Source organism: Planctomycetota bacterium (assembly GCA_035384565.1).
Taxonomy (GTDB): Bacteria; Planctomycetota; PUPC01; order DSUN01; family DSUN01; genus DAOOIT01.
Genome location: DAOOIT010000021.1, coordinates 1 through 22039, shown reverse-complemented (window position 1 = coordinate 22039; position 22039 = coordinate 1). Strand labels below are relative to the sequence as shown.

Here is a 22039-nt window from a genome sequence, read left to right as displayed (position 1 = left end):
GATGCGTAATGCGTGATACGTGATACGTGATACGTGAGAACCCCCGGAAAGCTGCCGGTCGGCTTCTCTCTTCTCACGCATCACGTATCACGCATCACGGTCAGCAATTTATCCCCGATTCGCCCGCGTTCGTCAAGTGCGGATCGTTGCGCCGTGTGCCGAGATGGGGTATGGTGGAAGCAGACCCTCTCCTTCGGGCACGGAAGGGAGAAGAGCATGGGTTACTTCACATGGGCCAACGCGAAGATCAAGAAGATGACCTGGCCCGACATTGCGTGCACGAAGATTGCCGCGATGGCCTTCGCCCTCATGGTCGCCAAGCTCTGGCCTGGCCTGTTGGGTCTCGACTGGTACTGGTATGCGGCCATCGCCGTCGTGGCCTCGGTGCGGCCGCTGGTCACGCTGTTCGGCAAAGGCTGAGTGACAGCGCTCCCAGTTTCGCTGCCGCAACGCGCGAGCGGAGGCACCCGGCTTGTAGTGCGGCCTTCAGGCCGTACCCTGTGGTCCAGACACGGGCTGAAGCCCGCACTACGAGCGCGAATTGAGTAAGGTGGCCCCAGAACTCCAGAACTTCGAAACCAGAACTTCGACAAGAATTGAGTAAGGTGGCCCCGGAACTCCCGCACCCGGAACTCCGGAACTAAACTAAAGGTGGCCCCGGAACTAAACTCGGGTTCCCCCGGCGTCGGGAAGCAGTCTAGCTCCCGGGCCCCACTTGCCATTCGCTCCAGGCCTCACCTAACGTACGGCCCCGCCACCTCCTCGGCTGTGCGGTAGAGGCGCGCCGAATGCTCTTGCCACCCCTCGACATAGCCGAGATAGGCTTCTTCGGTGGGCGTCGCGTCGGCGAACCAGGGACGGCCGGTGCCCTGGACAATGGCCGCCTTCTTGAGGAAGGCGTCGCGGTCGGCCAGCACGGCGCGGCATTCGTCGGCCAGGGCGGCGGGGAGCTTGCCGCGGTCGAGGGCCGTCTGAATGAAGATGCGGGCCTCGCACTCCTGGACGCCCTCGCGGAGCATCTCGAAGCGCGCGGTGCCGAGCGGGCCGTCGGGGCCGGGGGCGAGGAGGGCGTCGGTGATGTTGAGGTTGCGCCACGATGCCTTGGGGTAACGCTCGGTGACGCGCGTGGCCCGCACGCCGCGGACGTTCTTGAGGACGGGCCAACTGTCGAGGCCGATGCGCCCCACGCCGCGCTGGCCGCCGGTGATGTTGACCTCGGGGGCCAGGCGATAGGTGGTGAGGGGATAGTGGTCGCGCATGTTGCGGAGGAACTGGGCGAGCAGGAAGGGGTTCTCCCAGCCCTTCTCGCCCGAGCAGAAGCCGCGCACGCCCCACACGAAGGCCGCGTATTGGAAGTTCGCCTTCTTGTCCTTGCCGCCGTAGAAGCTGTGGGCGTGGATGACCCACTTCGCGTCGGGCACGTTGCGGTTCACGAGGTCGAGCGTGGCCGCGTGCGGCACGCTGTCGTTGGCGATGCCGAAAAAGAGGGCGTCCGCGAGGCCGCGTTTCGCGAGGAGTTCGGGCAGGCTCTTGAGCAACGGCGCCCACAGGGCCGCGCCCGCGGGGTCGCTGTGCGGGGGCAGCAGGTGCTTCTCGGTCTTGCCCGATGCGGGGTCGAGGAGCGTGACCTCCGGCCCCTTGCCGCGATAGGCGAGACGCTCCTCGCGCGATTCCTTTGATTCGAACTTGATGTCGCCGTCGAACTGGCCGCCCTCGAGAAAGGTGTCCCACACCACGAAGCACACGACGCGGGGCTTGCCCTGGAGGCGGGTCTGGAGGTCGAGATAGCGCTCGACGATGCTGAAATCGTGCGTGTAGCCGCCGTCGGGGCGCTTGATCCAGCGGACCGCGGATTCGGCGTTGCCGAGGTTCGATTCGCACAGGAGCGGGAAGTAGACGCTCCTGTTGCCGAGTTGGGCGGCGAGGCGGAGCGACTGCTCGATGAGCTGCCAGTGCTTCTCGGACCAGAGAGGCACCCCGTATTCGAGGGCCAGAGTGTCGGGCGACTGGATGGCCTCGATCCACGTGCGGTAGTCTTTCGTGTCGGGCAACGCCCAGGCGTGGACGGCGAGCGAGACGGGCACGTCGCGCGACGCCTCGCCCGCCCGCACGGCGAGCGTGCCGGAGTACTCGCCTGGGACGGCGTCGGGCGGCACGGCCACAGTGACCCACACGGGCACGTAGCTGCGGCCGGTCTTCACCCAGGTGTGGTACTTCTCCCAGTGGTAGCGGTCGGTGGCCACGATGGGCGCGACCTCGGCGAGGGAGGGCGCCTCATTGAGTACGTCGAACGTGCTGCCGGCCTTGGGCTGCACGTTCCAGCCGCTCTTGATCCAGCCGGTGGCCAGGCGCACCTGGATGCACGAGGCAGGGATGATGGACTTGCCGTCGGGGGACTTGAGTTCGGTGATCTTCGCCGCGACGTTCTTGAGCGGCCCGTTGGCGCACACGACCAGTTTGCCCGAGAAGCGGCCGTTGCGCGTGCCCACGATGCGGATCGGCTTGAGTTCGCGGGCTGGCTCATCCCTGATGATGTCCAGGTGCGGCCCCGCGGGGTTGCCGTTCCAGAGGAGGAGCGAGGCATCCTCGGCCTGCGCGGAGGCGGCGGCCAGGGCGGCAAGGAGGGCGAGGGGGCGGAGGGGGCGCACGGTGTGGGCTCTCCTGGTTCGGCACCCATCGTAGCGGGCGACGGGCAGGGGATCAAGGGCGAATGGGGAAATGGGCTGCCGCACTCGTCCAACCGGTCCGACGCGTGGGACGAGTCGGAGGGTGAGATGGGTGACACGGGGCATGGCAAAGGGGCGACGCGGGGCGCCGCCCCTTCGGGGTGATGGCCGCGTGGGTCGGGGGCCGCTCACTCGACGTTGAGCTGGCCGAGGTAATCCTCGAGGTCCTTGCGGAGCTTCGTGACGCCGTCGCGCTTGTCGTCGAGCTGCTTCTGAAGGGCTTCGATCTGGGTCTCGGAGTCGAGCAGCTTCTTCTCGAAGCGCTCGTAGCCCTGGGACTTGCGGTCGAGGGCGGCCATGTTATCGCGAATGTCCTTCTGCTCGCGGCGGAGGTTTGCGATGCGCTGCTGGAGCTCGTTCAACTCGCGTTCGGCGGTGGCGAGGGCGTTCTTGCGCTTGATAGCCTCGGCGAGGGCGGTGCGGACCTTCTCGGGGATCTGGCCGTTGGTGGCGTAGGCCTGAAGCTGGCCGATGTCGCACGGCATGATGCCGATGGCCTGCGTGTCGGTGCGTTCCTCCTTGACCTCGAACTTGCCGGTCTTCTCGGCGGGCACCTTGACCTCGAAGCGATAGAAGGCGGGGGTCTTCTCGAGCGGTTCGGCGGGCTCGACCAGCTTGCGGTCGGCGTGGAAGGGGTGCTCGATGAGGACGACGCGCTCTGCAACGGCCTTGTTCTTCACGAGATACGCTTGCACGAACTCAGTGCGGTGGCTGATGGTGAGCACGCCGCGGACGATCTTGGCGGCGGCGAGGTGCTGCGTGGTGTTGCCCGAGGGGTCCACGGTGACCTTGAGATCTACGGCGAAGCTGAGGAGGCGCTTGTCACCCGGGGGGAAGTTGCCAATCTGGGCGTCGCCGGCGTAAGTGCCTCCCTCGAAAACGGTTACGGGGCCGGCCAGCAGGCTGGAGGGGGTGGAATTGGTGAGCCACACGCCGTTGAGGGGGTTGGTTGGGAGGGAGCCAGGGTTGTAAATGCTGATTTTTCTGGCCTTTACGGCCTGATTGACGATGGGGAGCATGGCCGATTTGCGACGGGGGAGCGTGACGGGGGTCTTGATGTGGTAGGAGAACAGCTCGCCTACCGCCTGCGCAGTGGCGACGGCGGAGACGCCGCGGTCGAGGGCCTCGGCGGCGGCGCGTTCGAGCTGCTCCATCGCCTTGGCGGCGGGCGGCGCGCCGGGGGCGGCGGCCAGGGCGCGGTTCTGCCGCAACCTGTTGCTGGTGGCCGCCTTACGCATCTCACCCTTGGCATCGGCCATGGGCCCGCCAAGGCCGCCGCCCTCCGCGTCGGCCTCGAGGGCCAGGATGTTCCTGTCTGCTTTGATACCATCCTCATACGTGCGGGGGCGGAGGCTGGCGTAGCGCTCGGTCTGCACGACTGGGCGGTCGAGGTAGAGGGGAGTGTAGAGGTCCTCAACGAAAGAGATCGGGCGGCCCGAGACGAGCGTGAGGTCCACGTTCTCCCAGTCGTAGTCGCTGGTGTTCTCCACGATGGCCCAGCCCTGGAGCGTCGCTTCCTCCTTCTTCTCGTCGCTCAAGACCAGGCGATAGCTGGTCTTCCACACGGGGGCCTCGGTGATGTAACCGATGCGGACGGGTCGCTCGCCCTGGCCGACGAAGTTGATCTGCACACTCTTGCTCTCGGTGTCGCGGCTCTCGACGAGGAGGGCGAGGGCCTTGTTCAGCTCGGAGTTCAGCTTCTCGTTCGTAAGTGCAATGCTGCGAACGCTTTCGAGCGGAATGGTCTTCATCCCTTCGGGGGTCAGCAGGCTCAGAAGTTCCTCCTGGATGATCGTGTTGGAGGGTTGGATATGGCGGGTCTTGACCTCGACGCCGAGGATCTTGCCCGAGATCTTCTCGGGGGCTGCGATGGCCACTTCGGCCCCGCGCACCTGCTGAAGGAGCTGGCCGAGGGTGGGCGCGGCCGAAATGTCTATGCCGAAGCTCTTCAGGGCGCGCGTGAGCGGCTCGCTGGAGGCGTAGTTCACGCTGCTCACCGTCCCGTCGCCCAAGTCGAGCACTACCAATGACTTGAGCATGTCGCTCATGCCGTCGGTCTTGAACTTCAGCGACACGTCGGCGTTCCCTGTCACCTTGCCGTTGTGCTCGAAGTAGGCCACGCCCGAACTGAAGGCGGTCACCTTGGTCACGGGCACCGTCGCCTCGGCGGCGAAGAGCGTCGGCACGCACACCGCGAACGCCAGAAGCCAGGCAAGCCACTTCATCAGAGGACTCCTTCCCGCGTGAGAGGGCCACAATTGCACTGGATGTTAGACGCCGCGCTCTCGATTCGGTTCCACCCGGCTCCCCGTTTGGCCATTCTCGGCCATCCGGCTCGGAGAAACCCACACTCGCCGCCCTCCGGACTCGAGAATCGCCGATTCTCGACCGTCCGGCTCAGTCTCGCACAGACTCGCCAGACTCTACCACTTCTGCGCGCCCCGGGGGCGTATGTAACTTTGCAGCTCACTACTCCGGCCGCGAACCAGGTTGCAGTGGCCGGAACCACGCTCGGGCGCCCAGCAGCCTCCCGCGGGTTGCGAACCCGCGGGAGTTTCCCGCTCAATGCCCATAAATCGCATGCCCGTGGCCGAAGAACCAGATCGCATCCACGAGCGCCGACAGGCCGGCCCCCGCGAACCAGCCGGCCATCGTCCCGAGGAAGAACGGCTTGGCCCGGTCGAAGGCGGCCAGGCCGCCGAGACGCAGCACCGCCTCCTTGCACAGCCAGCCCGCGAACAGCGGCAGAAAGCTCCACCGCACCTGGAACACCACGCCCGCCACGAGGCCCAGCGGGTGCAGGGGCCACCAGCTCAGGCGGTGGTAGAGCGCCGTGAGCACGAGCATCTCGGCCCCGCCCACGGCGCCCCAGGCCAGCTTGGGCCACTCGAGGCCCGGCCGCGAGCGAATCGCGTCCACCGCGAACTCATAGGGCAGGCGCGGCGCGACCCGGAAGAGCCACGTGCCCGTCGTGTAGGCCCCGCGCTGGTAGCACAGCTAGAGCGTGAAGGGCACCGTGGCCAGCAGGGCGACGCCGGCCGCGAGGCCCATGGCGGCGGCGATCTGGCGGCCGCTCGCGCGGCCCCAGCGCCCCACCCGCGCCGCGTTGGCCGCGGCGGGCATGAAGGCGTTGATCGGGTCGGCCACCCAGGCCATCGAGAGGCCCAGCGCCGCCAGTTGCGTGGCGCCCAGGGCCGAGTTGCCCAGCAGCGCGGCCGTGGCCGACTGCGGTGTGAGGGCTGGGCGGATGAACACCAGCCCGCCCTCCACCACGAGCCGCGAGATGCCCACGAACCCCACGAACGCCGCGAACAGGAACAACAGCGCCGTGCCCGGCCCCAGGCCCAGGCGCACCAGCCAGGCGGCCATGAACGCCACGGCCGCCACCAAGCCCACCACCGCCGTGCGGGGGGAAAGGAGATCGTCTGGGTCCATTGCGGCTTGCGGATTCCGGGCAGCGGATTGCTGCCTGCGGCCAGGCCAGAGCGCCTGGCGCAACACGGCGGCCAGGTGACGGCGGCCCACCCACACGCACGTGGCCACCAGGGCCGCCATCGCGCCGTAGCTCTGCCAGGCCAGGGCCGGCTCGGCGGCGTCGAGGTACTTCACCCCCGCCGCGCTGCGCACCGAGTAGCCCAGACGCGCGAACGCCCCCTCCTCGAGCACGCCCAGCACCACGAACACCCAGAGGCTCAGCGACACCTCGCGCCGCAGGAAGAACGCAACGCACAGCATGGGCCAGTAGAAGACCAGGGGCAGCGGCGGAAAGCCGGGGGCCAGGGCCAGCGGCGGCAGCTCGCCGGGGATCGGCGGCAGGCCCGGCGCGAAGTAGCCCAGCGTGTTCCAGCCCAGCAGCGCGAACGGCACCGCGAAGCCCGCCCAGAAGAGGCCCGAGCGCGCGACGCGGGGCGCGAGCGGGCGCTCGCCGGCGCCGCGGACGAGCTCGAGGGTCATCGCCGCGAGCGGGTAGGCCAGACGCTCGTGCTCCACCCACTGGCGGCGGAAGATTGAAACCAGGCACAGACAGGCGAACAGCCCGGCGCCCACGAAGGCCCCCCACCACGCCAGCGGCACGGCCCACGCGCCCCACGGCACGCTCTCGCCCCGCGGCAGCCCCTCGTAGAACCAGCGCAGCGCCGGCGCATCGTCCACCACCGCCCAGCGCCGCAGGTGCGGCAGCAACACGTCGGCCCAGCGGTTCTCGGGGCTGGCGAAGTAGTGGGGGCCGCTGATCGCGCTCAACAGGTAGCCCGCCGTGCCCTGCGTGGGCAGCGTCGCCGCCACGGCGGCCATCGCGAACACGAGGGCCAGCTCGCCCTCGCCCAGCGCCCACGAGCGCCGCAGCGCCTTGAGCGCCACGTTGACGCCCAGCACCACGGCGAGGAACACGATCCCCAGGCCCACGGGGTAGTAGTTGGCCGCCATGGCCTGGCCGCGGAGCGCCAGCTCGACGTACGGCGCGCCAAGGCCCAGCGCCACGGCCGCAGCCAGCCCGACGCTCAGCGAGCGCACTGTGAGGGCTCGGTCCCGCACGGGCTTCCCCCGCCCCCTCCCCGTGCATGACTGGCCGGCCTCCGGCCCTCCGCCGGCGCTCCCCGCCGCCGGCCACCGCCGCCGGCGGCCCCAGAGAATAGCAGATCGGCCCCACGCGGTAAAGGCCCGGCGGTCGGCGCACGGGCGCCTCTCGGGGTGCGGGCCGGAATTGCAGGTGGCTGCGGGAGCTCCGAAGAAGCGAAATGGGAAAACCAGGCCAACGCCCTTACCCTTGCCCACCTGTTCTCGATAGCCTGCTTCAGCCCCCGAAGGGGGCGTTTGGGCGTAGCCCAGGGCGACCGAAGGGAGCCCTGGGAAAACGCCCCGCAGCGTAGAGCCCCCGAAGGGGGGCGATTCAAGGGGCGTGAAACGCCCCCTTCGGGGGCTTGGACGGGCGGGGACGCCCGGTCCCAGGGCTTCCTTCGGTCGCCCTGGGCTACGGCCCGGTCGCCCGCGTTCGCGGGCTACTGGCACCGAGGATGTGGGCAGAGATCAAGGCTTTGCCCTGGGCCATCCCAGGCGAGTCCTTCAGGCGTCGCAGAGAACAACCCTGCCGACAATTCCGGTCCACCCCCCGCCTCTCGCGGCGACTTGAAACGGGGGAAACCTATCGTGTACAATCCCCCCACGCCGGCAGGCCCCGAGACCCGCCCGCGAAGCGCCCCGCCCGCCCCACGAGCCATCGGAGGCTGAGCCTGTGACCTGCGAGGTTGACCGCCCGATCTTCATCGTAGCGCCCCACCGCAGCGGCACCACGCTGCTCTACGAAATCATGAGCAACCACCCGGAGCTGGGGTATCTGGACCTGGGGAACTGCCGCTGGCCCCGCTGCCCGCGGATCGCGTGGACGCTGACGCGTCTGGGCCTGCCGCGCAAGCCGCGCGAGGCCCAGGTGGTGTGGGACCGCTTCTGGACGACCGACGACGACTGCATGGGGCCCGAGCACGCCACCCCCGAGGCCATCGCCTGGCACCGCCGGCTCACGGCCACCGTGCTGCGGCTGCGCGGCGTGCCGCGCTTCGTGGCCAAGTACCCGCGCTTCTCGCTCCGCATGGGCTGGCTCAACGCCGTCTTCCCCGACGCGATCTTCGTGCACATCCTGCGCGACTGGCGGGCCGTGGTGAACTCGACCCTGGTGCGCCGCTCCAAGCGCATGCACCGCAGCCGCAAATGGTACGGGATGCACATCCCCGGGTGGCGGCAGATGGGCGACGTGCCCTGGCCCCTCGTGGCCGGCCGCCAGTACCGCGTGACGACCCAGGCCATCGAGCACCACGGGGCGCTCCTCGGCAGCCGTTTCCTCTCGGTCCGCTACGGCCAGCTCTGCGCCGAGCCCGTCGCCACGCTGCGCCGGATCATCGGCCACTGCGGCCTGACGTGGACCCCCGCCTTCGAGCAGGCGGTGCCGCGCGACCTGAAGAGCGCGAACTACAAGTGGCGCGAGGGCCTCGACCCGGCCGACGTCGAGCGCATCCGGGCCGAGGACCCTGCCTTCTACGCGGCGCATGAGGAGGCGGACTGAGGCCCGCCGCGGCGCGGTCGCCGCGTGTCAGCGGGGCCGTGGCCTGACCATCAGCGCCTCCATCTCAGCCGCCACTTTGCGCGCCTCGAAGCCCTCGGCCAGGGCGGCGATGTACTGGTGGAGGGGATTGTTCGGGGCCTCGCGCCACTCATGCGTGCCGTTGGGGAAGATGTGATTGTGGCCTTCGGTCACGAGCTTCCACGGCGCGCCCGTGCCGCGCACGGCCACGAGCACCGCGATGGGGTCGGCGCTGTGGCGGTTCTTCACCTCGCCCCCGAAGTACAGCTCGTAGACGCGGCGCACGGGGTTGTCCCTCGGCAGCTCGGCCAGGCGCTTGCCCGTGGCCAGCGAGTCGGCGAATTCGCCGCCGCCCGTGAACGTGATGAGCGTGGGCCAGGCGGCGATGGCGCGCACGGTGGATTCGGGGTCCGGCTTGAAGTTGCCCCAGCGCCCGGGGTCGAGGTCGGCCGGGTAGCGGCTGCCCATGCAGACCCAGTGCTTCACCTTGCGCGCGGCGAGGTCGCGGCCGGGGAGGGGCGAGAACGCGTCGGGCGGCGATTCGACGAGGTGGCGCAGGTTCGTCACGTCGCCCACGGTCACGATCACCACGCTCTGGTCGGGCTGGGCGGCGAGGAGCTGGCGGTAGAGCCGGGTGGCATCGGGCGTGGCGTCGCCGCGGGGCACGTCGTTGGGGAACTCCTCGGCGATGCGTTGGGCGTAGCGCGACTGGGGCTTGTGCGCGGGGGGGCCCTTGGGCACGCCGATGGGCAGGTTGGGCCGGCCATAGTAGGTGTTGATGGCGTCGGTGCAGGGGGCCGAGAACGGGTGGGTGGCCGAGCACATCGTCGCGAGGATTTCGGCCTCGCCGTTGTCGGCGAGCGCGTGGAGCAGGGCCAGCGCCGCCGCGTCGTCGCAATCGCTGTCCATGTCGGTGTCGAAGATGATCTTCACGGGCTCGGCCGCGAGGGCGGGGAGGGCGGCGCAGCACGCCAGGAGCGCAGCGGCCAGATAGCTCTTTGCCCTATCACGCATCACGCGTCACGCCTCACGGCTTCAGGATGACGCCGATGGCCTCGCCGGGCGAGGAGACGAGCTTCTCGCAGGCGGCGGGGGCCTGGGCGAGGGGCACGACGTCGGTGATGAGCGGCTTGACGCGCAGCGCGCCCTCGGCGATGGCGCGCAGGCTCTCCTCGAGGTTCCGCTGGGTGGTCCAGGGCACGAAGACGGGCGGGTAGTCGGCGCCGTGTTCCCAGGCGTCGTCGTGGTAGCCGGGGCCGGGGCGGGCGGAGGAACGGATGTCCACGTTCCCCAGGTCGGCGGCGAGGCCGAGGGTGACGCGGGCGCCGCCCACGGCGACGAGGCGGCCCCAGCGATGGCCGTCGGGCGCGGGCAGCATCATCTCGTAGAGCTGCCTCGCCGCCTCGGTCGCCTCGCCGCCGAAGGCGAGGATCCCGCAGTCGAGGCCGTGGCCGCGGCAGAACTCCCGCACGCGCGGCACGGGGTCGGCCTCGGCCACATTGAAGGCGGCGTCGGCCCCCGTCGCCCGCGCGAGGGCCAGCCGCTTGGGGAAGCGGTCGAGGCCGGCCACGTGTGTGCCGCTGAGCTTCGCGAATTGCACGCACAGGAGGCCCACGAGGCCGAGGCCGCTGACGGCGAAGTTCTCGCCGAACTGCGGCTCGGCGCGGCGGAGGCAGTGGAGCGCGGTGGCGGCCAGGTGGCAGAAGGCGGCCTCCTCGAACGACACGCCCTCGGGGATGGGCACCGTGAGGTTCACCGGCGCCACCGAGTGGCTGGCGTGCAGCGCGTAGCCGCCGCCCATGGTCGCCACGCGGTCGCCCACGCGGAACCGCGTGACCCCCTCGCCCAGCCGGATCACCACGCCCGCGTTCTGGTAGCCGAAGGGCCGCGGCGGGGAGTCGCTGGGGTTCTTCCGCCGGGCCGGCACGCCGCCCAGCTCGGTGCCCGGGCTGACGAGCGAGGCGGCGACCTCGATGAGCACCTGCCCCGGCTTCGGGTCGGGAATGGCCTCTTCGATGACCGAGAACTGGCCGCGCCCGTCCATCGCTGCCACTCTTCGCATGGGGACCTCCTTGGCGAATGGGTTGCTGCGATGATAGCCCGAGCGGGCGCCGAACGCAAATGGGGTCTGGCGGTTGCATGCGGGCCTTTCCGCGCGTATTCTCATCAACACACCTCTCTGGAGCACCGCGATGATCACACCTGATCGCAGACGGGAACTCCTGAGCCGCGGCAAGCCGGCCGTGGCCTGGAAGGGCGAGCCGCAGCTCGGAGGCTGGTACACGGAGGAGGAGATCGAGGCCGCGGTGAAGGCCATCCGCGACTCGATGGACCCCAACGTGGGCTTCGGCTTCATCACCCAGGAGATCACCGACTTCGAGGAGGCGTTCGCCCGCCACGTGGGGACGCAGTTCGCCGTGTCGCTCTCGACGGCGAGCGTGGGCCTCGACCTGGCCGTGCGATGCCTCGACCTCGAGCCGGGCGACGAGGTGATCGTGCCGGCCGTGAACTTCCGGGCCTCCGCCCTCGCCGTCCTGGGCCAGGGCGGCCGCGTGGTGTTCTGCGACGCCGACGAGCGCACCCTCTGCGCCGACCCGGCCGACGTCGAGCGGCGCATCACCCCGCGCACCCGCGCCATCCTGCCCACGCACATGAACGGCCTGTCGGCCGACATGGACGCGCTGCTGGCCGTGGCCGAGCGCCACCCGCACCCCAAGCACGGCCCGCCCAAGGTGATCGGCGACGCCGCGCGCGCCTGCGGCGGAGGCTACCGGGGCACCCGCATCGGCAAGAAGGGCTGGTGCACGGTCTTCAGCTTCCACACGATGAAGCTCATGACCACCCTGGGCGAGGGCGGCATGGTGACCACCGACGACGCGGCCCTGGCCGACCGCCTGCGCGCGCTGCGCCAATGGGGCGGCGAAGGCTGGGGCTCGAGCTTCAAGCTCACCAAGCCCCAGGCCGCCGTGGGCCTCGTGCAGCTTCGCCGCCTCGACGCGATGATCGCCCGCCGCCGCGAACTGGCCCTCGCGCGCTCGCGGCTGCTCGACGGCGTGCCCGAGCTCACGCTGCCGCTCGAGCCGCCCGGCTGCGAGCACACCTTCTACCTTTACACCCTCCTCGTGCCGCGCGAGTGGGCCGGGCCGAAGCGCGACCGGCTGATGGCCCTGCTCGAGCAGGACTACGGCGTCGGCGCCGTGGTGGCCAACCCGCCCACCTACCTGTCGCACCCGTTCATCCGCGAGCGGACGGCGGGCCAGGTGCTGCCGCGCGCCGAGGAGCTCGGCGGCCGCATCCTCTGCGTCGCGCTGCACCCCCGGATGACCGACGACCTGAACGAGTACATCGCGGCCGCCGTGATCGAGGCGGTGGAGAGAGTCGCACAAGAGCGGGGATGACTGGATGGGTGGATGGGTGTCGGGGCAAGTCGGCCGCTCATCCATCCATTCATCCAGCCGTCCAGGGCTTGGCCTGTTTGACAGCCGGCGGGGTTCCGATATGATAGGGAGCGCCGCGAGCCGCGGCGGAAAGGGCCCCCTCGGTGAACAAGACGAACGAGTCCCGCGCGCTGCCCGTGGCCGAAGGCTTCGTGTGGGTGTGCTTCGCCATCGCGGCCGCGGCCACGCTCTACGTGCTGATGCAGGAGCCGGAGGACGGCACGCCGCCCCTGTGGGAGATGCCGCTGGCGCGCTACCGCGTGGCGGCGCTGGGCGCCTCGGCCCTCGCGGGCCTGGCGGGCCTCGCGCGCCTGGTGGCCAAAGGCGGCGGCCCGGGGCTGTTCGGCATGGCCGTGGTGCTCAACGTGATCCTGGCGTGCTTCTGGGCGCTGCGGTTCCTGCTGGTGCCGTGAGGAGGCAAGCCGTCGTGAAGCAACTGCCCCTGGCGTTCGCCCTGGCCGCGCTGGTCGTCGGCGGCTGTGCGCGGCTCAAGGCCATCACGTCGCCCGCGCCGGCCATTCCCATGGCCCTGGTGCCCGAGATGGAGCCGATCCCCGGCTTCGACGGCGGCTCGCCGTGCAAGCCCGGCGAATTCGCGGAGGAGACGGCCAAGGCCCTCGCGGACTGGGCGGCGAAACGCCCCGGCATCGCCCCGCTCCTCACCGCCGACCGTGCGCGCGAACTCTCGCGCTGGGCGAAGAAGCCGATGGAGCAGTACAAGCACGTGCCTCCCCTCCACAAGGTCGTCTTCGCGCCCGCGGCATACCACCGCGAGGCGCGGCAGCTCGTGCTCGAGGGCACGGTGGACACGCTGCCCACCCACTCGCACCTCGTGACCCGCTGGCTCAAGGTCTACCTGCTCTACGACCAGGACAAGCAGGCCATCGTCCGCGCCGCCGTCACCATCCGCGGCGAGCTGCTGGAGTAGCTGCCGCGGCGCCCGCGAGGGAGAGACGGCCTCGTGAAGCTCTCCATCGTCATCGCCACCCACAATCGCGCAGCGCTCCTCGAGCGGGTCGTCGAAGCCACCCTCGCCCAGACCCTGCCCCCCGACCGCTTCGAGCTGATCCTCGTGGACGACGGCTCGACCGACGGCACCGAGACCCTCGGCGCCGAGCTGGGGCAGCGGCGCGGCGTGCGCTACATTCGCCAGCCCAACCGCGGCGTCGCCGCCGCCCGCAACCGCGGCATCGCCCAGGCCACGGGCGAGGTGGTGGCCTTCACGGACGACGATTGCCTCGTCCCCCCCGACTGGCTGGAACGCCTGGCCGACGGCTACGCCCGCCACCCCGAGGTCGTGGGCGTGGGCGGGCGGCTCGTGGCGCCGCCCGACGCGTTGCGCGCCCGCGCCGTCGCGCGGCTCGAGGCCCACGTGGCCCGTTGCGTCTACGGCGCCGGCGACGAGGAGGCGCTCGGCGGCTTCGAGTGCCCGGCCGGCGGCACGAACAACATGTCGTACCGCCGCGCCGCGCTCCTCGAGGTGGGCGGCTTCGACGAGGGCTTTCCCCCCCTCGTGTGGGGCGAGGACGCCGACCTGAAGCGGCGCCTCACCCAGCGCGGCGGGCGGCTGCTCTATGTGCCGGTGGCGGTGCTTCACCTGCGCGACTACGGGCTCGGGTCCTTCCTGCGCCAGAGCTGGCAGCGGGGGAGGGGCGAGGCGCACTTTCGCCTCAAGCACGAGGGCCGCCGCGGCGCCCCCGCCCACCTGAAGCGCCTGTGCCTCGCGCCGCTCAAGCTCGCCGCCGCGCCCCTCCGCCGCGACCCGGCGATGCGCGCCGCGGCCGCGCTCGGCGACCTGGCACTGGCGGCCGGATGCCTCACCTATCGCTGCCGGAAACGCGCATAGTCAGGCGGCCGGACAGGAACAGGATGGACACAATAGGCCGAATGGACGGCTAGTCGAAGGGCCCCTTTCCCCGTCCATTCCGGCCATCGTGTCCATTCGCCCGCCGCCTCGCCGCGGGGGGGGGTGTGCCCGCCTCAGGCCCCAATGGGGTACCGCCCCCGCCGCCAGCCCTCGTCGAGCATGGCCAGGTAGTTGCCCAGGGGCACGTAGTTGGCCACGGTGTTGCCCGAGCCGAGGGCGAAGCCGCCGCCCGGGGCGCACGCGCGAATCACCTCGCGCACCCGGCGCCGCACGGCCGCCTCGCTGCCGCGGCTGAGCAGGTCCATGTCGATCCCGCCCAGCACCGCGATGCGGTGGCCGTAGAGCGCCTTGGCCTTGGTGATCGGCTGAATCACATCCTCGAACGAGTGCTTGGCGTCCCAGCCCGTGGCCAGGATGTCGTCCATGAGCGTCCGCAGGTTGCCGCACGAATGGAGCAGGATCGGCTTGCCGCGGGCGTGCGCGGCGGCCACGATGCGGCGGTGCCAGGGGAAGATGAACTCGCGCATCGCCGCGGGCGAGAGCATGCTGGCGGTCTTGAAGCCCATGTCCTCGCCGAAGAAGATCGCCCCCACGCCGTCCATCGAGGCCAGGGTTTCGACGACGTTGAGGATGAGCGCGCCCACGGCATCGGCCGTGTCGCGCACCAGGGCGGGGTCGTCGGCGAGCAGGTACGACAGCCCCTCGAAGCCGAGGGTGAACATGGCGTTCTCGAGCACGCCCGAGACGCGCCCCACGATGCCCAGGCCCTCGGGCGCCACGCGGATGGCGGTCTCGATGTCGCGGTAGTCCACCTCGTGCGGGCGGGGCCAGCGGAAGCGCTCGAAGTCGGCCCGCGACGCGATGAGGGCGGAGTGCGCGTTCACCCAGTCGCGCTGGGCGTGGGGCAGATCGGCCGTGTCGGGCGCCGTGTCGCGGCGGCGGGTCCAGGGGATGTTGGCCTTGAGGCTCGCGTAGTCGTAGCCGAGTGCGTGCCAGAAGCGCACCTGGGCCTCGGCCGGGGCGGCCGGCTCGCCCAGCACGGCCGCCATCACCTCGGCGTCCACGCCCAGCTCGACGAAGGGCACCCGGTCCGGCTCGCCGTTCCGGGTGACGACCTTGAGGAAGCGGCCGAAGTCAGGCGCGGGACTGCGGGGGATGGAGAGCACGTGGGGCCCTTCGTGATGCGTAATGCGGGATACGTGAGAGGAGACCAGCAGCCAGGATCAGGCGGCAGGGCATCTCCTGTTCCGTACCCCAACACCGAACACCAATCCCCGAACCCCTATTTCTTCTGCTCCCACTTGCCGTCGTCGCCCTTCCAGAACTCGCCCTTGTTGAGCTTCGATTCGCGCACGCGGCCGAAGTTCCTAGCGACGATCTCGGGCGTGGTCTTGGTCTCGCGGGCCGCGATGCCGAAGTACTCGGTGCGGTCGTTGTTCTCGTCCTGGATGAACTGCGCGAGGGTGATCGTCTGGCCCTTGGCCTCGACCTTGTCCTGGAGCGAGGCGCTCTTCACGGCCTCGATGAGGCCCTGGGCGGTCTCGCCGACCCGCTTGTCGGCCAGGAGCTTGAGCAGCGCGGGGTAGCGGGCCTTGATGCTGTCGAGCACCTCGCCCTTGCTGCGGGCCAGCGCCGCCGCGGGAAACGCCACACACGCCGCCACGAACACGGCCAGCCCGGGGATGCCCAGTCGCGTCTTCATGCGGAAACCTCCTGCCTGAGTCACTTCGCCTCGTTCATGAAGGAGAAGTCGTTCTCGATCTGTTTCTGGACCTTGATGTTGATGTCCATCGTGATGTGGATGGGCTTGATCTCGATGGGGTCGAGCTTCACCGTGTGGCGCGTGCAGGCGGGCGCGAGCAGGGCCGCGGCCACCAGTCCGGCGAAGAGCCAGCGAATCATGGCGGGGTCTCCTTCCTGCCCGGGAAGCGGGCCTGTTCAGTCGGTGGGTCTGAACCTGAGTATATGGTTCAGCAGTTCCTTGTCAAGGCCGATGAAGTTCAACTCGATGCCGCCGATGGGGTAGCGGAGGCCCCAGCGGTCGGGGTGGCGCCCGCGCCCGCTCGTGGTGAGCCGAGCGAGCGTCTCCTCCCCCCTATCTATGAAGTCGAGTTTCAGCTCATCGTATTCAAATTCTCTCAGGGCCGTGAGCATGCTCTCGCGAAGCTGTTCGCGGCCCTCGGCGCGCACGTGCGCGGGCAAGAAGTCCGGCACGCTGGCCTCGGCCACGGCGGCGATGGTGGACTCCAGCGGCCCGAGGTCCTGGATGCGGAGCCAGCCGCGCTGGTTGGGCAGCGAGTGCAGATGGCCGCTGCCGAAGCGGATGTTGGGCCACCCCGCGATGCGCACGGGCAGCATGCCGCTCAGGGTGCCCACGCCCGTCACCTGCCGGTCGGGGATGAGGGCCGTGAGCGCCTCGAGCTTGAGGTCCGCCGCGTGCAGCGTGAACCGGTGTTCCGCGGCCTGAGGGTCGAACGAGAAATCCTCCACGTAGAGCCGCCCGCCGCACCAGCCCCAGTCGGCCCGCTGGATGACGGCGGCGAAGTGGCTGGGCGCCCCGGCAGGCCCCGCCGGCTCGAGGCGGAAGGCCACGGTGCCGTGCTCGACCTCCAGCGCGCCCATCTTCGCCCGCTGGACAAGCGCGATCTGAAGCTCCTTGCGCGGCGTGAGCAGCGGCGCCAGGCTGCTGAGACGCACCGTCGCGAACACGCCCTCCGCCTCCATGTCCCACTCCCTGCTCTTGAGGACCCCGTCCAGCACGGTGAGGGTGAGGGTGGGGCGCACCTGACCGTCCGCGAGGCGAGCAAAGCCCTCGACCCCGAACGTGCCGGTCGCCAGCAGCCCATGGAGCGCCGGCACGCGGCGGCCCAGCTCGTGCTCGTCCTCCAGCCTGAACAGCGGCAACGACAGGCGGGCGGTGCCGCGCGGCTCGCCCTGCGAGGCATCGAGCGAGCCCTCCACGCTCAGCTTCGCCCCCTTCAGCGGCTCGCACGCCGCCGTGAATTCCGCCCGCATGTCCGCCAGGCCCACGGTGCCGCTGACGGCTCGCACGCTCGCGCCGGCGGCCCCGAGGGCGCCCGCGTAGAAGCTGCCCAGGGCGGGCCTGGCGCCGCCCCACGAGAGCGGCATGCTCGCGGAAAGGCCCTCGATGGACAGCCCCGACGCCTTGTGGCGGACCGAAGCCCCGTCGAGGAAAGCCATGACCTCCACCGCAGGGGGCCGCGGATCACCCAGACCCACCGAGCCTGTGACTCTGCCTCTGCCCACCACGATGTCGGCGCCCGAGAAGCTGACCGTCACAGGGGCGCTGCCGGCCTTCGTGGCGAACGCGAACCCAAGCGAGAGCGGCCTCTCGTGGCCGCGGCCAGCGGAGAAATCGGCCCGCGCGTCCACGCGGGCCTCCGCACTCGGCACCCGCGCCTTGAGCACGGAGTCCCCGAGCTTGCGCTCGACGGCTGCCTCCACCCCCGTCGCCGACAGCTTGCCGAGCACCTCTCCGCCCTTGGCCGCCGACCAGGCGGCGCACGCATCCGCGCTCACGGCCCCGAGAGTTGCACTTACCTCCTGTCCCAGCATGGCCGCCAGCGGCCGACCCGATTGCAGCTCGAGGATGGCGCTCGCGGACACAGGTTGCCCGCCGGCCAGGTCGAGGGTGCCGAAGGACTTGCCGGGCGCCAGCTCAAGCCCATTCGGGCCCACCCGCAGCACGTCGCCGCCCACGGCCGCCTCCACGGCCTGGAAGCCTACGAAGCAGCCCCTCAGGAGCGCCACCCTGAGCTGCGCCGGGCCCGCCACTGCGCCCAGTCTCAGTTCCCCCCGGCAGCCCTCCACCCTGCCCGCGCCGTTCGGCAGCACGAGGTCAGCTTCGGCCTGCTTCACGACGAACTCGGGCACGTCGAGCGACCAGGCGGGCCTCTCGCCGTGCAGGGGCATCTTGGCCTCCAGACCCTTCGCGCCCAGCTCGATGCCCACGAGCGGCCCCGCAGCGGCCTTGCGGATGTCGAGCCAGGGGAGCTTCAGCGAGCCAACGATGAGGTCGGAACCGCCGGCGACCGCGACGATCGCCTCGCGGGGGTTGGCCCGCACGCCAAGCTGAGCGTAGACCGCCACGCCGTCGGCGGCCACGCCGCCGGGCAGTTCCGCCTTCGCCCGCCCGAGGCCCAGCCGCAGGTCGGGCGCCTGCGCGTCCCAGGCCGGTTCCGCATCCGTCAGCGAAGCGGAGACCTGAGCCTCCCGCTCGCCGACGTGCAGTTCGAACCCGGTGGCCTCGGCCCCCGCCGCGGGCAGCCTGGCGGCGCTCACCGTGAGGCCCGAGCCAGGGCGGAGCGAGACAGCGGCCCTCTCGGGGCCGGCCTCCAGCGCGAGCTGCCCGCTCGCGGCGATCCCCGTCGCCACCAGCCCCATCGGCCCCTCGGCACGCGCACCGAGGACCGCCACCGCCAGCTCGGGCACGCGCACGCCCCACGCCGGCGTCGCATCCCCGAGCGCGGCCCACAGCTCGCCCTTCTGCTGGCCCACCGACACCTCGACGCCGGCCCCTTCGCCCCTTGGCACGGCGAGCGTAAGACCGCCGAACGAACCCGAGGCGGCGGCGCACGAGACCCGCGAGCCGGGCAGCACCTGAGCCTGGACGGCCTTGGCACTCGCCTCCGCCGCCAAGCGGAGCTTCACGGCCACGCCCTGGAGCGTGGCCCGCGGAAGGGCAAACTGGAGATCCGCGTCACCCCACGAGACGACGACGTCGGGCGCCTGCACCTGCCAGGTCCAGGCGGTCCCCGCCTCCCTTGCGCCGGGCGCGAGGGTGACAACGGTCTTCTGCCCCATCACATCCACGGGCTGAGGCGGGACGGCCCGAAGCCAGCTTGCCAACGGGCCCGCGTCGGTGCAGAGCTGCTGCGGCTCGATCGAACCGCGCCACCAGGGCAGATGGATGGTGATCGGCGTCGCCTTGCCCGCGAGGGCCTCCAGCACCCCCGTGGCGCCGCACATGTCCAGCTCGAGCGACCACCCGCGGCCTCTCACCGACGCGCTGGGCACGGTGAGCGCGCCGCCCTGCAACGAGGCGACCAGATGCAGGCCGCCGATGAGGGGCAAGCCGTCCACAGAAACGCCGTCATTGTCCACTCGGCACCAGAACCCCTCCACGCGCCCATCGGCCACGGTGGCTCTGGCCGAAAGGCCCACGTCGGCTGAGAAACGCCGCCCGCCCACCTCGCCCGCGAGCCGGAGGCCGGCGGTCTTCAGGCCGGCCCGCAGGGTCAACTGCCCCTTCCGCTGAGAGCACGAGACCTCGATGCTCGCCGAACCAGTGGCCTTCACGGGGGGCGCGCCCCACTGCGGAGGCAGAGCGGCCGCGAGTGCGGCGACCTCGCGCACCTGGGCACCCAACGCGAGATCGAGATCGTTCGTGACCCCGTCCACCACGCCCTGGAGAGTGGCGGCGCAGCCCTCGGCGTCCACCCGCAGGTCCAGGCGCAGCTTGCCGGCGCCGGCGTCCGTGGCCGTGCCCTCGACGGGGATTCGCAGGCGCCGGCCCTCCAGGTCGAGAAGGATGGCGGACGAGCGGAGCCGGACCTCGTCGAAGGGGTTCTCGCTCCCGCCGCCCCCATCCCCGCCCAGGTCGGCGAGCGGGCCGAGGTCGAGCGTCCCGCCCCGGAGACGGATTTCGGTCTCCAGCCCGGTCAGCTCGATCACCCGCAGGCGGCCACCCAGGAGCCCGCCGAGGGTGAAGCCGATGCCCACGGCGCCCACCCGCAGGCGCTCGTCCTCGCCCGCGGCCACGTTGGCCAGTTGCACGTGGCGCAGCGACAGCCCGCGGATCTGGAGGGCCGCGCCCCGCAGCCCCATTCCCGCCAGTTGCTCGGCGGCCAGCCGCTGCACCAGGCGGGGCACCACGGCCACCCAGACGGCCAGGCAGGCCGCCGTGCCGAACGCCGCGGTGACGAGGGTGCGCCGCAGCCACTTCCACGCGCGCTTCATGGTCCGCCCCGATGGGTGGATGGCTCTGGAGGCGTGGGAACGCCTGCCCGGACCATCTTACAGGGGCAGGGCGCTGGAAGCAACCAGTGCGGGGGAATCAGGCCGCGCGCCGCCGGCGCCGCCTGAGGGCCAGCAGGCCGGCCCCGGCCAGCGCGAGCGTGGACGGCTCGGGAATGGCGAAGTACTGCACCCCGGTCACATCGAAGAAGGCGGCGCTGGTGCCGCGATTGCTGAGGTAGAGCGCGTCGAAGCCGCTGCCCGTGGTCTGGAGGAACACGCCCAGGTGGCCGATGACGTCGGCGAAATCGTTGCCCACCTGCACCAGGGCAGCCACATCGTTCAGCGTCGTGCCGTCGAGCACGTTCGGGTTCAGCCACAGGGTGATCGCGTCGTTGACGCCGAAGTAGTTGAGGAGGATCTGGCCCACCACCAGGGTCGTCTGCCCCAGGGTGGCCATGTTGGGGAGGAGCGTGGTCGTGCCCGTGCCGAAGTCGTAGGCCAGGCTGGTGCCCCGCAGCTCGAAGAAAGCCGTGCCTTGCCCGTCGAAGGGGTTGCCCCCCGGCGGGTTGAAGGTCAGGCCCACCCGCCCGTTTGAGGCGGTGTTGCGCAGGAGACACGAGAACCAGATCTCGCCGTCAATGGGGGAGGGCAGCGCGCGATACTCGTGCCGCGGATTCGCGCCGCCGATGAGGCTGCGCGCGGTGCCCGCCTGCGCCTTGGCGTAGAGGGCCGAGGTCAGGTCGCCGGCCTGCACCTGCGGGTCCACGCTGCCGTACCACGCGCCACTGAAGCCGGTGCCGCCCATCTGGTTGCGCAGCCCGCCTGTGTTCAGATCGTTGAAGTCGGCCGCCGAGAAGGTGGCCACCGGCACGTACGGGGGCGCCGTCCACGAGCCCAATGCCTCGGCATAGGTGGTCGCCACCACGATGTCCCGGAAGTACACCGTGTCGTTGTTATTCGCCGCGCGCTTGCCCAGGCTGCTGATCACCGTGTCGCCCGCGGTGTTGACGGCGTAGACCGGCGGCGGGTTGGTGGGCGACGTGGGGTTCACCCACAGGTAGAACCTGTTGTAAGGCTGGCCGGCGCCGGAGACCGTCTTCTCCAGGAGGCCCACCACCCGCGAGTTGTTCGGAATCGTGAGCTCCTGCGGCCAGTAGGCCCCGCCATCACTGCTCTGGTGGCGGACGAAGAAATCCTTCGTCCCCGACCCATCCTCGTTCCCCTTCACGCCGATGTTCTGGCTGGGGTCCGAATCGAACCAGAGCACGTAGAACTCGTTATTACCCACCGAGCCCGTCGCCCAATCCATCGTAAAGCCGATGTAGACGCGGTCACCCGAGTAGGCGGTGAACGAGCCGATGGTGCTGTTGCCCGTGATCTGCTGGTCCACGGGCTGGTAGAGCACGGTGGCGCGAGCGCCCGCACTCCAGGCCACGAGCGCGGCGGCGAGGCAGGCGACGGTAACGGGGCGTTCGGTCATGCTCCTCTCCTGACAAACCCACCCACAGATCCACCGAGCAAGTTTCGTGCCGGCCTGCGGCGCAGCGGGCGAAGAACGGCGCATGCCCGCAAGTACAACACTGCAAGATACTTCGGCGTCTGCTCGCCTGCGCGTGGAGCAGGATCGGCGGAGGGGTTGTCCACCCTGGCTGACAGGGCGGAGCCCGAGCGCATGCTCCCGCGGTCTGCGGGACGGACCGAGGCCCGAAAACGCGCCATGCCTCCAGCATGCCCCTTATCCCGGCGCCCGCGCCCCCACTCGTCGCCCGAGTCTTGGAAACCAGACACGCTCCGCCATACGCGCTCACCTCTGCCGCCCCCGAGAGATGAGCAAGTATGGCGCTTTGGCGATCCAGACGGCTCCACGGCCTTTCCAGCCATACTTGCTCAATTTCCTCCCCCCTAGGAGCCTGTCCAGGAATCCCCGTGGGCTGCGTTGCCGGCGCCAGCGGGGCGG

Annotated in this window: 17 protein-coding genes; 6 read left to right on the top strand and 11 right to left on the bottom strand. The window is 70.5% G+C overall.

Annotated features, from left to right (window positions below; genetic code table 11):
* Positions 1-216: 216 nt before the first annotated feature.
* Positions 217-420, top strand: a complete 204-nt coding sequence (locus PLE19_09785) for a hypothetical protein (protein HPD15231.1) — start codon at positions 217-219, stop codon at positions 418-420.
* 314 nt (positions 421-734) lie between these two features.
* Here PLE19_09785 and PLE19_09780 read toward each other — a convergent pair whose 3' ends face one another.
* The 4 genes from PLE19_09780 to PLE19_09765 all read right to left on the bottom strand — a co-directional run bounded on the left by PLE19_09780 (position 735) and on the right by PLE19_09765 (position 7259).
* On the bottom strand, positions 735-2648 hold the full coding sequence (locus PLE19_09780; protein HPD15230.1) for a hypothetical protein: 1914 nt from the start codon (positions 2646-2648) through the stop codon (positions 735-737).
* A gap of 206 nt (positions 2649-2854) precedes the next feature.
* Positions 2855-4951 carry a DUF4139 domain-containing protein gene (locus tag PLE19_09775; protein ID HPD15229.1) on the bottom strand — a complete coding sequence of 699 codons (2097 nt, stop codon included), beginning with the start codon at positions 4949-4951 and terminating at the stop codon, positions 2855-2857.
* Between the two features lie 337 nt (positions 4952-5288).
* On the bottom strand, positions 5289-5645 hold the full coding sequence (locus PLE19_09770) for a hypothetical protein (protein HPD15228.1): 357 nt from the start codon (positions 5643-5645) through the stop codon (positions 5289-5291).
* 78 nt (positions 5646-5723) lie between these two features.
* Positions 5724-7259: a hypothetical protein gene (locus PLE19_09765; GenBank protein ID HPD15227.1), complete on the bottom strand. Its 1536-nt coding sequence runs from the start codon at positions 7257-7259 to the stop codon at positions 5724-5726.
* Positions 7260-7956: 697 nt separating this feature from the next.
* Between PLE19_09765 and PLE19_09760 the strand changes: the two genes are divergently transcribed.
* Positions 7957-8781 carry a sulfotransferase gene (locus tag PLE19_09760; protein ID HPD15226.1) on the top strand — a complete coding sequence of 275 codons (825 nt, stop codon included), beginning with the start codon at positions 7957-7959 and terminating at the stop codon, positions 8779-8781.
* Positions 8782-8808: 27 nt separating this feature from the next.
* Here PLE19_09760 and PLE19_09755 read toward each other — a convergent pair whose 3' ends face one another.
* Positions 8809-9813, bottom strand: coding sequence for a nucleoside hydrolase (locus tag PLE19_09755; protein HPD15225.1), 1005 nt, complete (start codon positions 9811-9813; stop codon positions 8809-8811).
* A gap of 13 nt (positions 9814-9826) precedes the next feature.
* Positions 9827-10861, bottom strand: coding sequence for a zinc-binding dehydrogenase (locus PLE19_09750; protein ID HPD15224.1), 1035 nt, complete (start codon positions 10859-10861; stop codon positions 9827-9829).
* 130 nt (positions 10862-10991) lie between these two features.
* Here PLE19_09750 and PLE19_09745 point away from each other — a divergent pair, with 130 nt between their 5' ends.
* The 4 genes from PLE19_09745 (at position 10992) to PLE19_09730 (ending at position 14082) form a co-directional block, all read left to right on the top strand.
* A complete protein-coding gene (locus PLE19_09745) occupies positions 10992-12197 on the top strand; it encodes a DegT/DnrJ/EryC1/StrS family aminotransferase (GenBank protein ID HPD15223.1) in 1206 nt (401 codons plus the stop codon).
* Between the two features lie 143 nt (positions 12198-12340).
* A complete protein-coding gene (locus PLE19_09740; GenBank protein HPD15222.1) occupies positions 12341-12649 on the top strand; it encodes a hypothetical protein in 309 nt (102 codons plus the stop codon).
* A 14-nt stretch (positions 12650-12663) separates the two neighbouring features.
* The gene (locus PLE19_09735; GenBank protein ID HPD15221.1) at positions 12664-13164 is read left to right on the top strand and encodes a hypothetical protein; all 501 of its coding nucleotides are present in this window, start codon (positions 12664-12666) and stop codon (positions 13162-13164) included.
* A 33-nt stretch (positions 13165-13197) separates the two neighbouring features.
* The gene (locus PLE19_09730) at positions 13198-14082 is read left to right on the top strand and encodes a glycosyltransferase (GenBank protein HPD15220.1); all 885 of its coding nucleotides are present in this window, start codon (positions 13198-13200) and stop codon (positions 14080-14082) included.
* Positions 14083-14216: 134 nt separating this feature from the next.
* On the opposite strand, the gene PLE19_09725 is transcribed toward PLE19_09730, so the two are convergent.
* The 5 genes from PLE19_09725 to PLE19_09705 all read right to left on the bottom strand — a co-directional run bounded on the left by PLE19_09725 (position 14217) and on the right by PLE19_09705 (position 21562).
* Entirely contained in the window at positions 14217-15269 is a 1053-nt protein-coding gene (locus PLE19_09725) for a uroporphyrinogen decarboxylase family protein (protein HPD15219.1), read from the bottom strand.
* A gap of 116 nt (positions 15270-15385) precedes the next feature.
* The gene (locus PLE19_09720) at positions 15386-15805 is read right to left on the bottom strand and encodes a DUF1318 domain-containing protein (protein HPD15218.1); all 420 of its coding nucleotides are present in this window, start codon (positions 15803-15805) and stop codon (positions 15386-15388) included.
* Positions 15806-15825: 20 nt separating this feature from the next.
* Complete coding sequence (locus PLE19_09715; GenBank protein HPD15217.1) at positions 15826-16005, bottom strand: hypothetical protein; 180 nt, start codon at positions 16003-16005, stop codon at positions 15826-15828.
* A 36-nt stretch (positions 16006-16041) separates the two neighbouring features.
* On the bottom strand, positions 16042-20082 hold the full coding sequence (locus PLE19_09710) for a YdbH domain-containing protein (GenBank protein HPD15216.1): 4041 nt from the start codon (positions 20080-20082) through the stop codon (positions 16042-16044).
* Between the two features lie 97 nt (positions 20083-20179).
* Entirely contained in the window at positions 20180-21562 is a 1383-nt protein-coding gene (locus PLE19_09705) for a PEP-CTERM sorting domain-containing protein (protein HPD15215.1), read from the bottom strand.
* Positions 21563-22039: the final 477 nt, after the last annotated feature.

What these genes read in the sequence shown, in the direction of transcription:
- PLE19_09785 (HPD15231.1), top strand. Translation starts at nt 217, where the DNA reads ATGGGTTACTTCACATGGGCCAACGCGAAGATCAAGAAGATGACCTGG.
- PLE19_09775 (HPD15229.1), bottom strand. Translation starts at nt 4,951, where the DNA reads ATGAAGTGGCTTGCCTGGCTTCTGGCGTTCGCGGTGTGCGTGCCGACG.
- PLE19_09755 (HPD15225.1), bottom strand. Translation starts at nt 9,813, where the DNA reads ATGCGTGATAGGGCAAAGAGCTATCTGGCCGCTGCGCTCCTGGCGTGC.
- PLE19_09750 (HPD15224.1), bottom strand. Translation starts at nt 10,861, where the DNA reads ATGCGAAGAGTGGCAGCGATGGACGGGCGCGGCCAGTTCTCGGTCATC.
- PLE19_09745 (HPD15223.1), top strand. Translation starts at nt 10,992, where the DNA reads ATGATCACACCTGATCGCAGACGGGAACTCCTGAGCCGCGGCAAGCCG.
- PLE19_09720 (HPD15218.1), bottom strand. Translation starts at nt 15,805, where the DNA reads ATGAAGACGCGACTGGGCATCCCCGGGCTGGCCGTGTTCGTGGCGGCG.
- PLE19_09715 (HPD15217.1), bottom strand. Translation starts at nt 16,005, where the DNA reads ATGATTCGCTGGCTCTTCGCCGGACTGGTGGCCGCGGCCCTGCTCGCG.
- PLE19_09710 (HPD15216.1), bottom strand. Translation starts at nt 20,082, where the DNA reads ATGAAGCGCGCGTGGAAGTGGCTGCGGCGCACCCTCGTCACCGCGGCG.
- PLE19_09705 (HPD15215.1), bottom strand. Translation starts at nt 21,562, where the DNA reads ATGACCGAACGCCCCGTTACCGTCGCCTGCCTCGCCGCCGCGCTCGTG.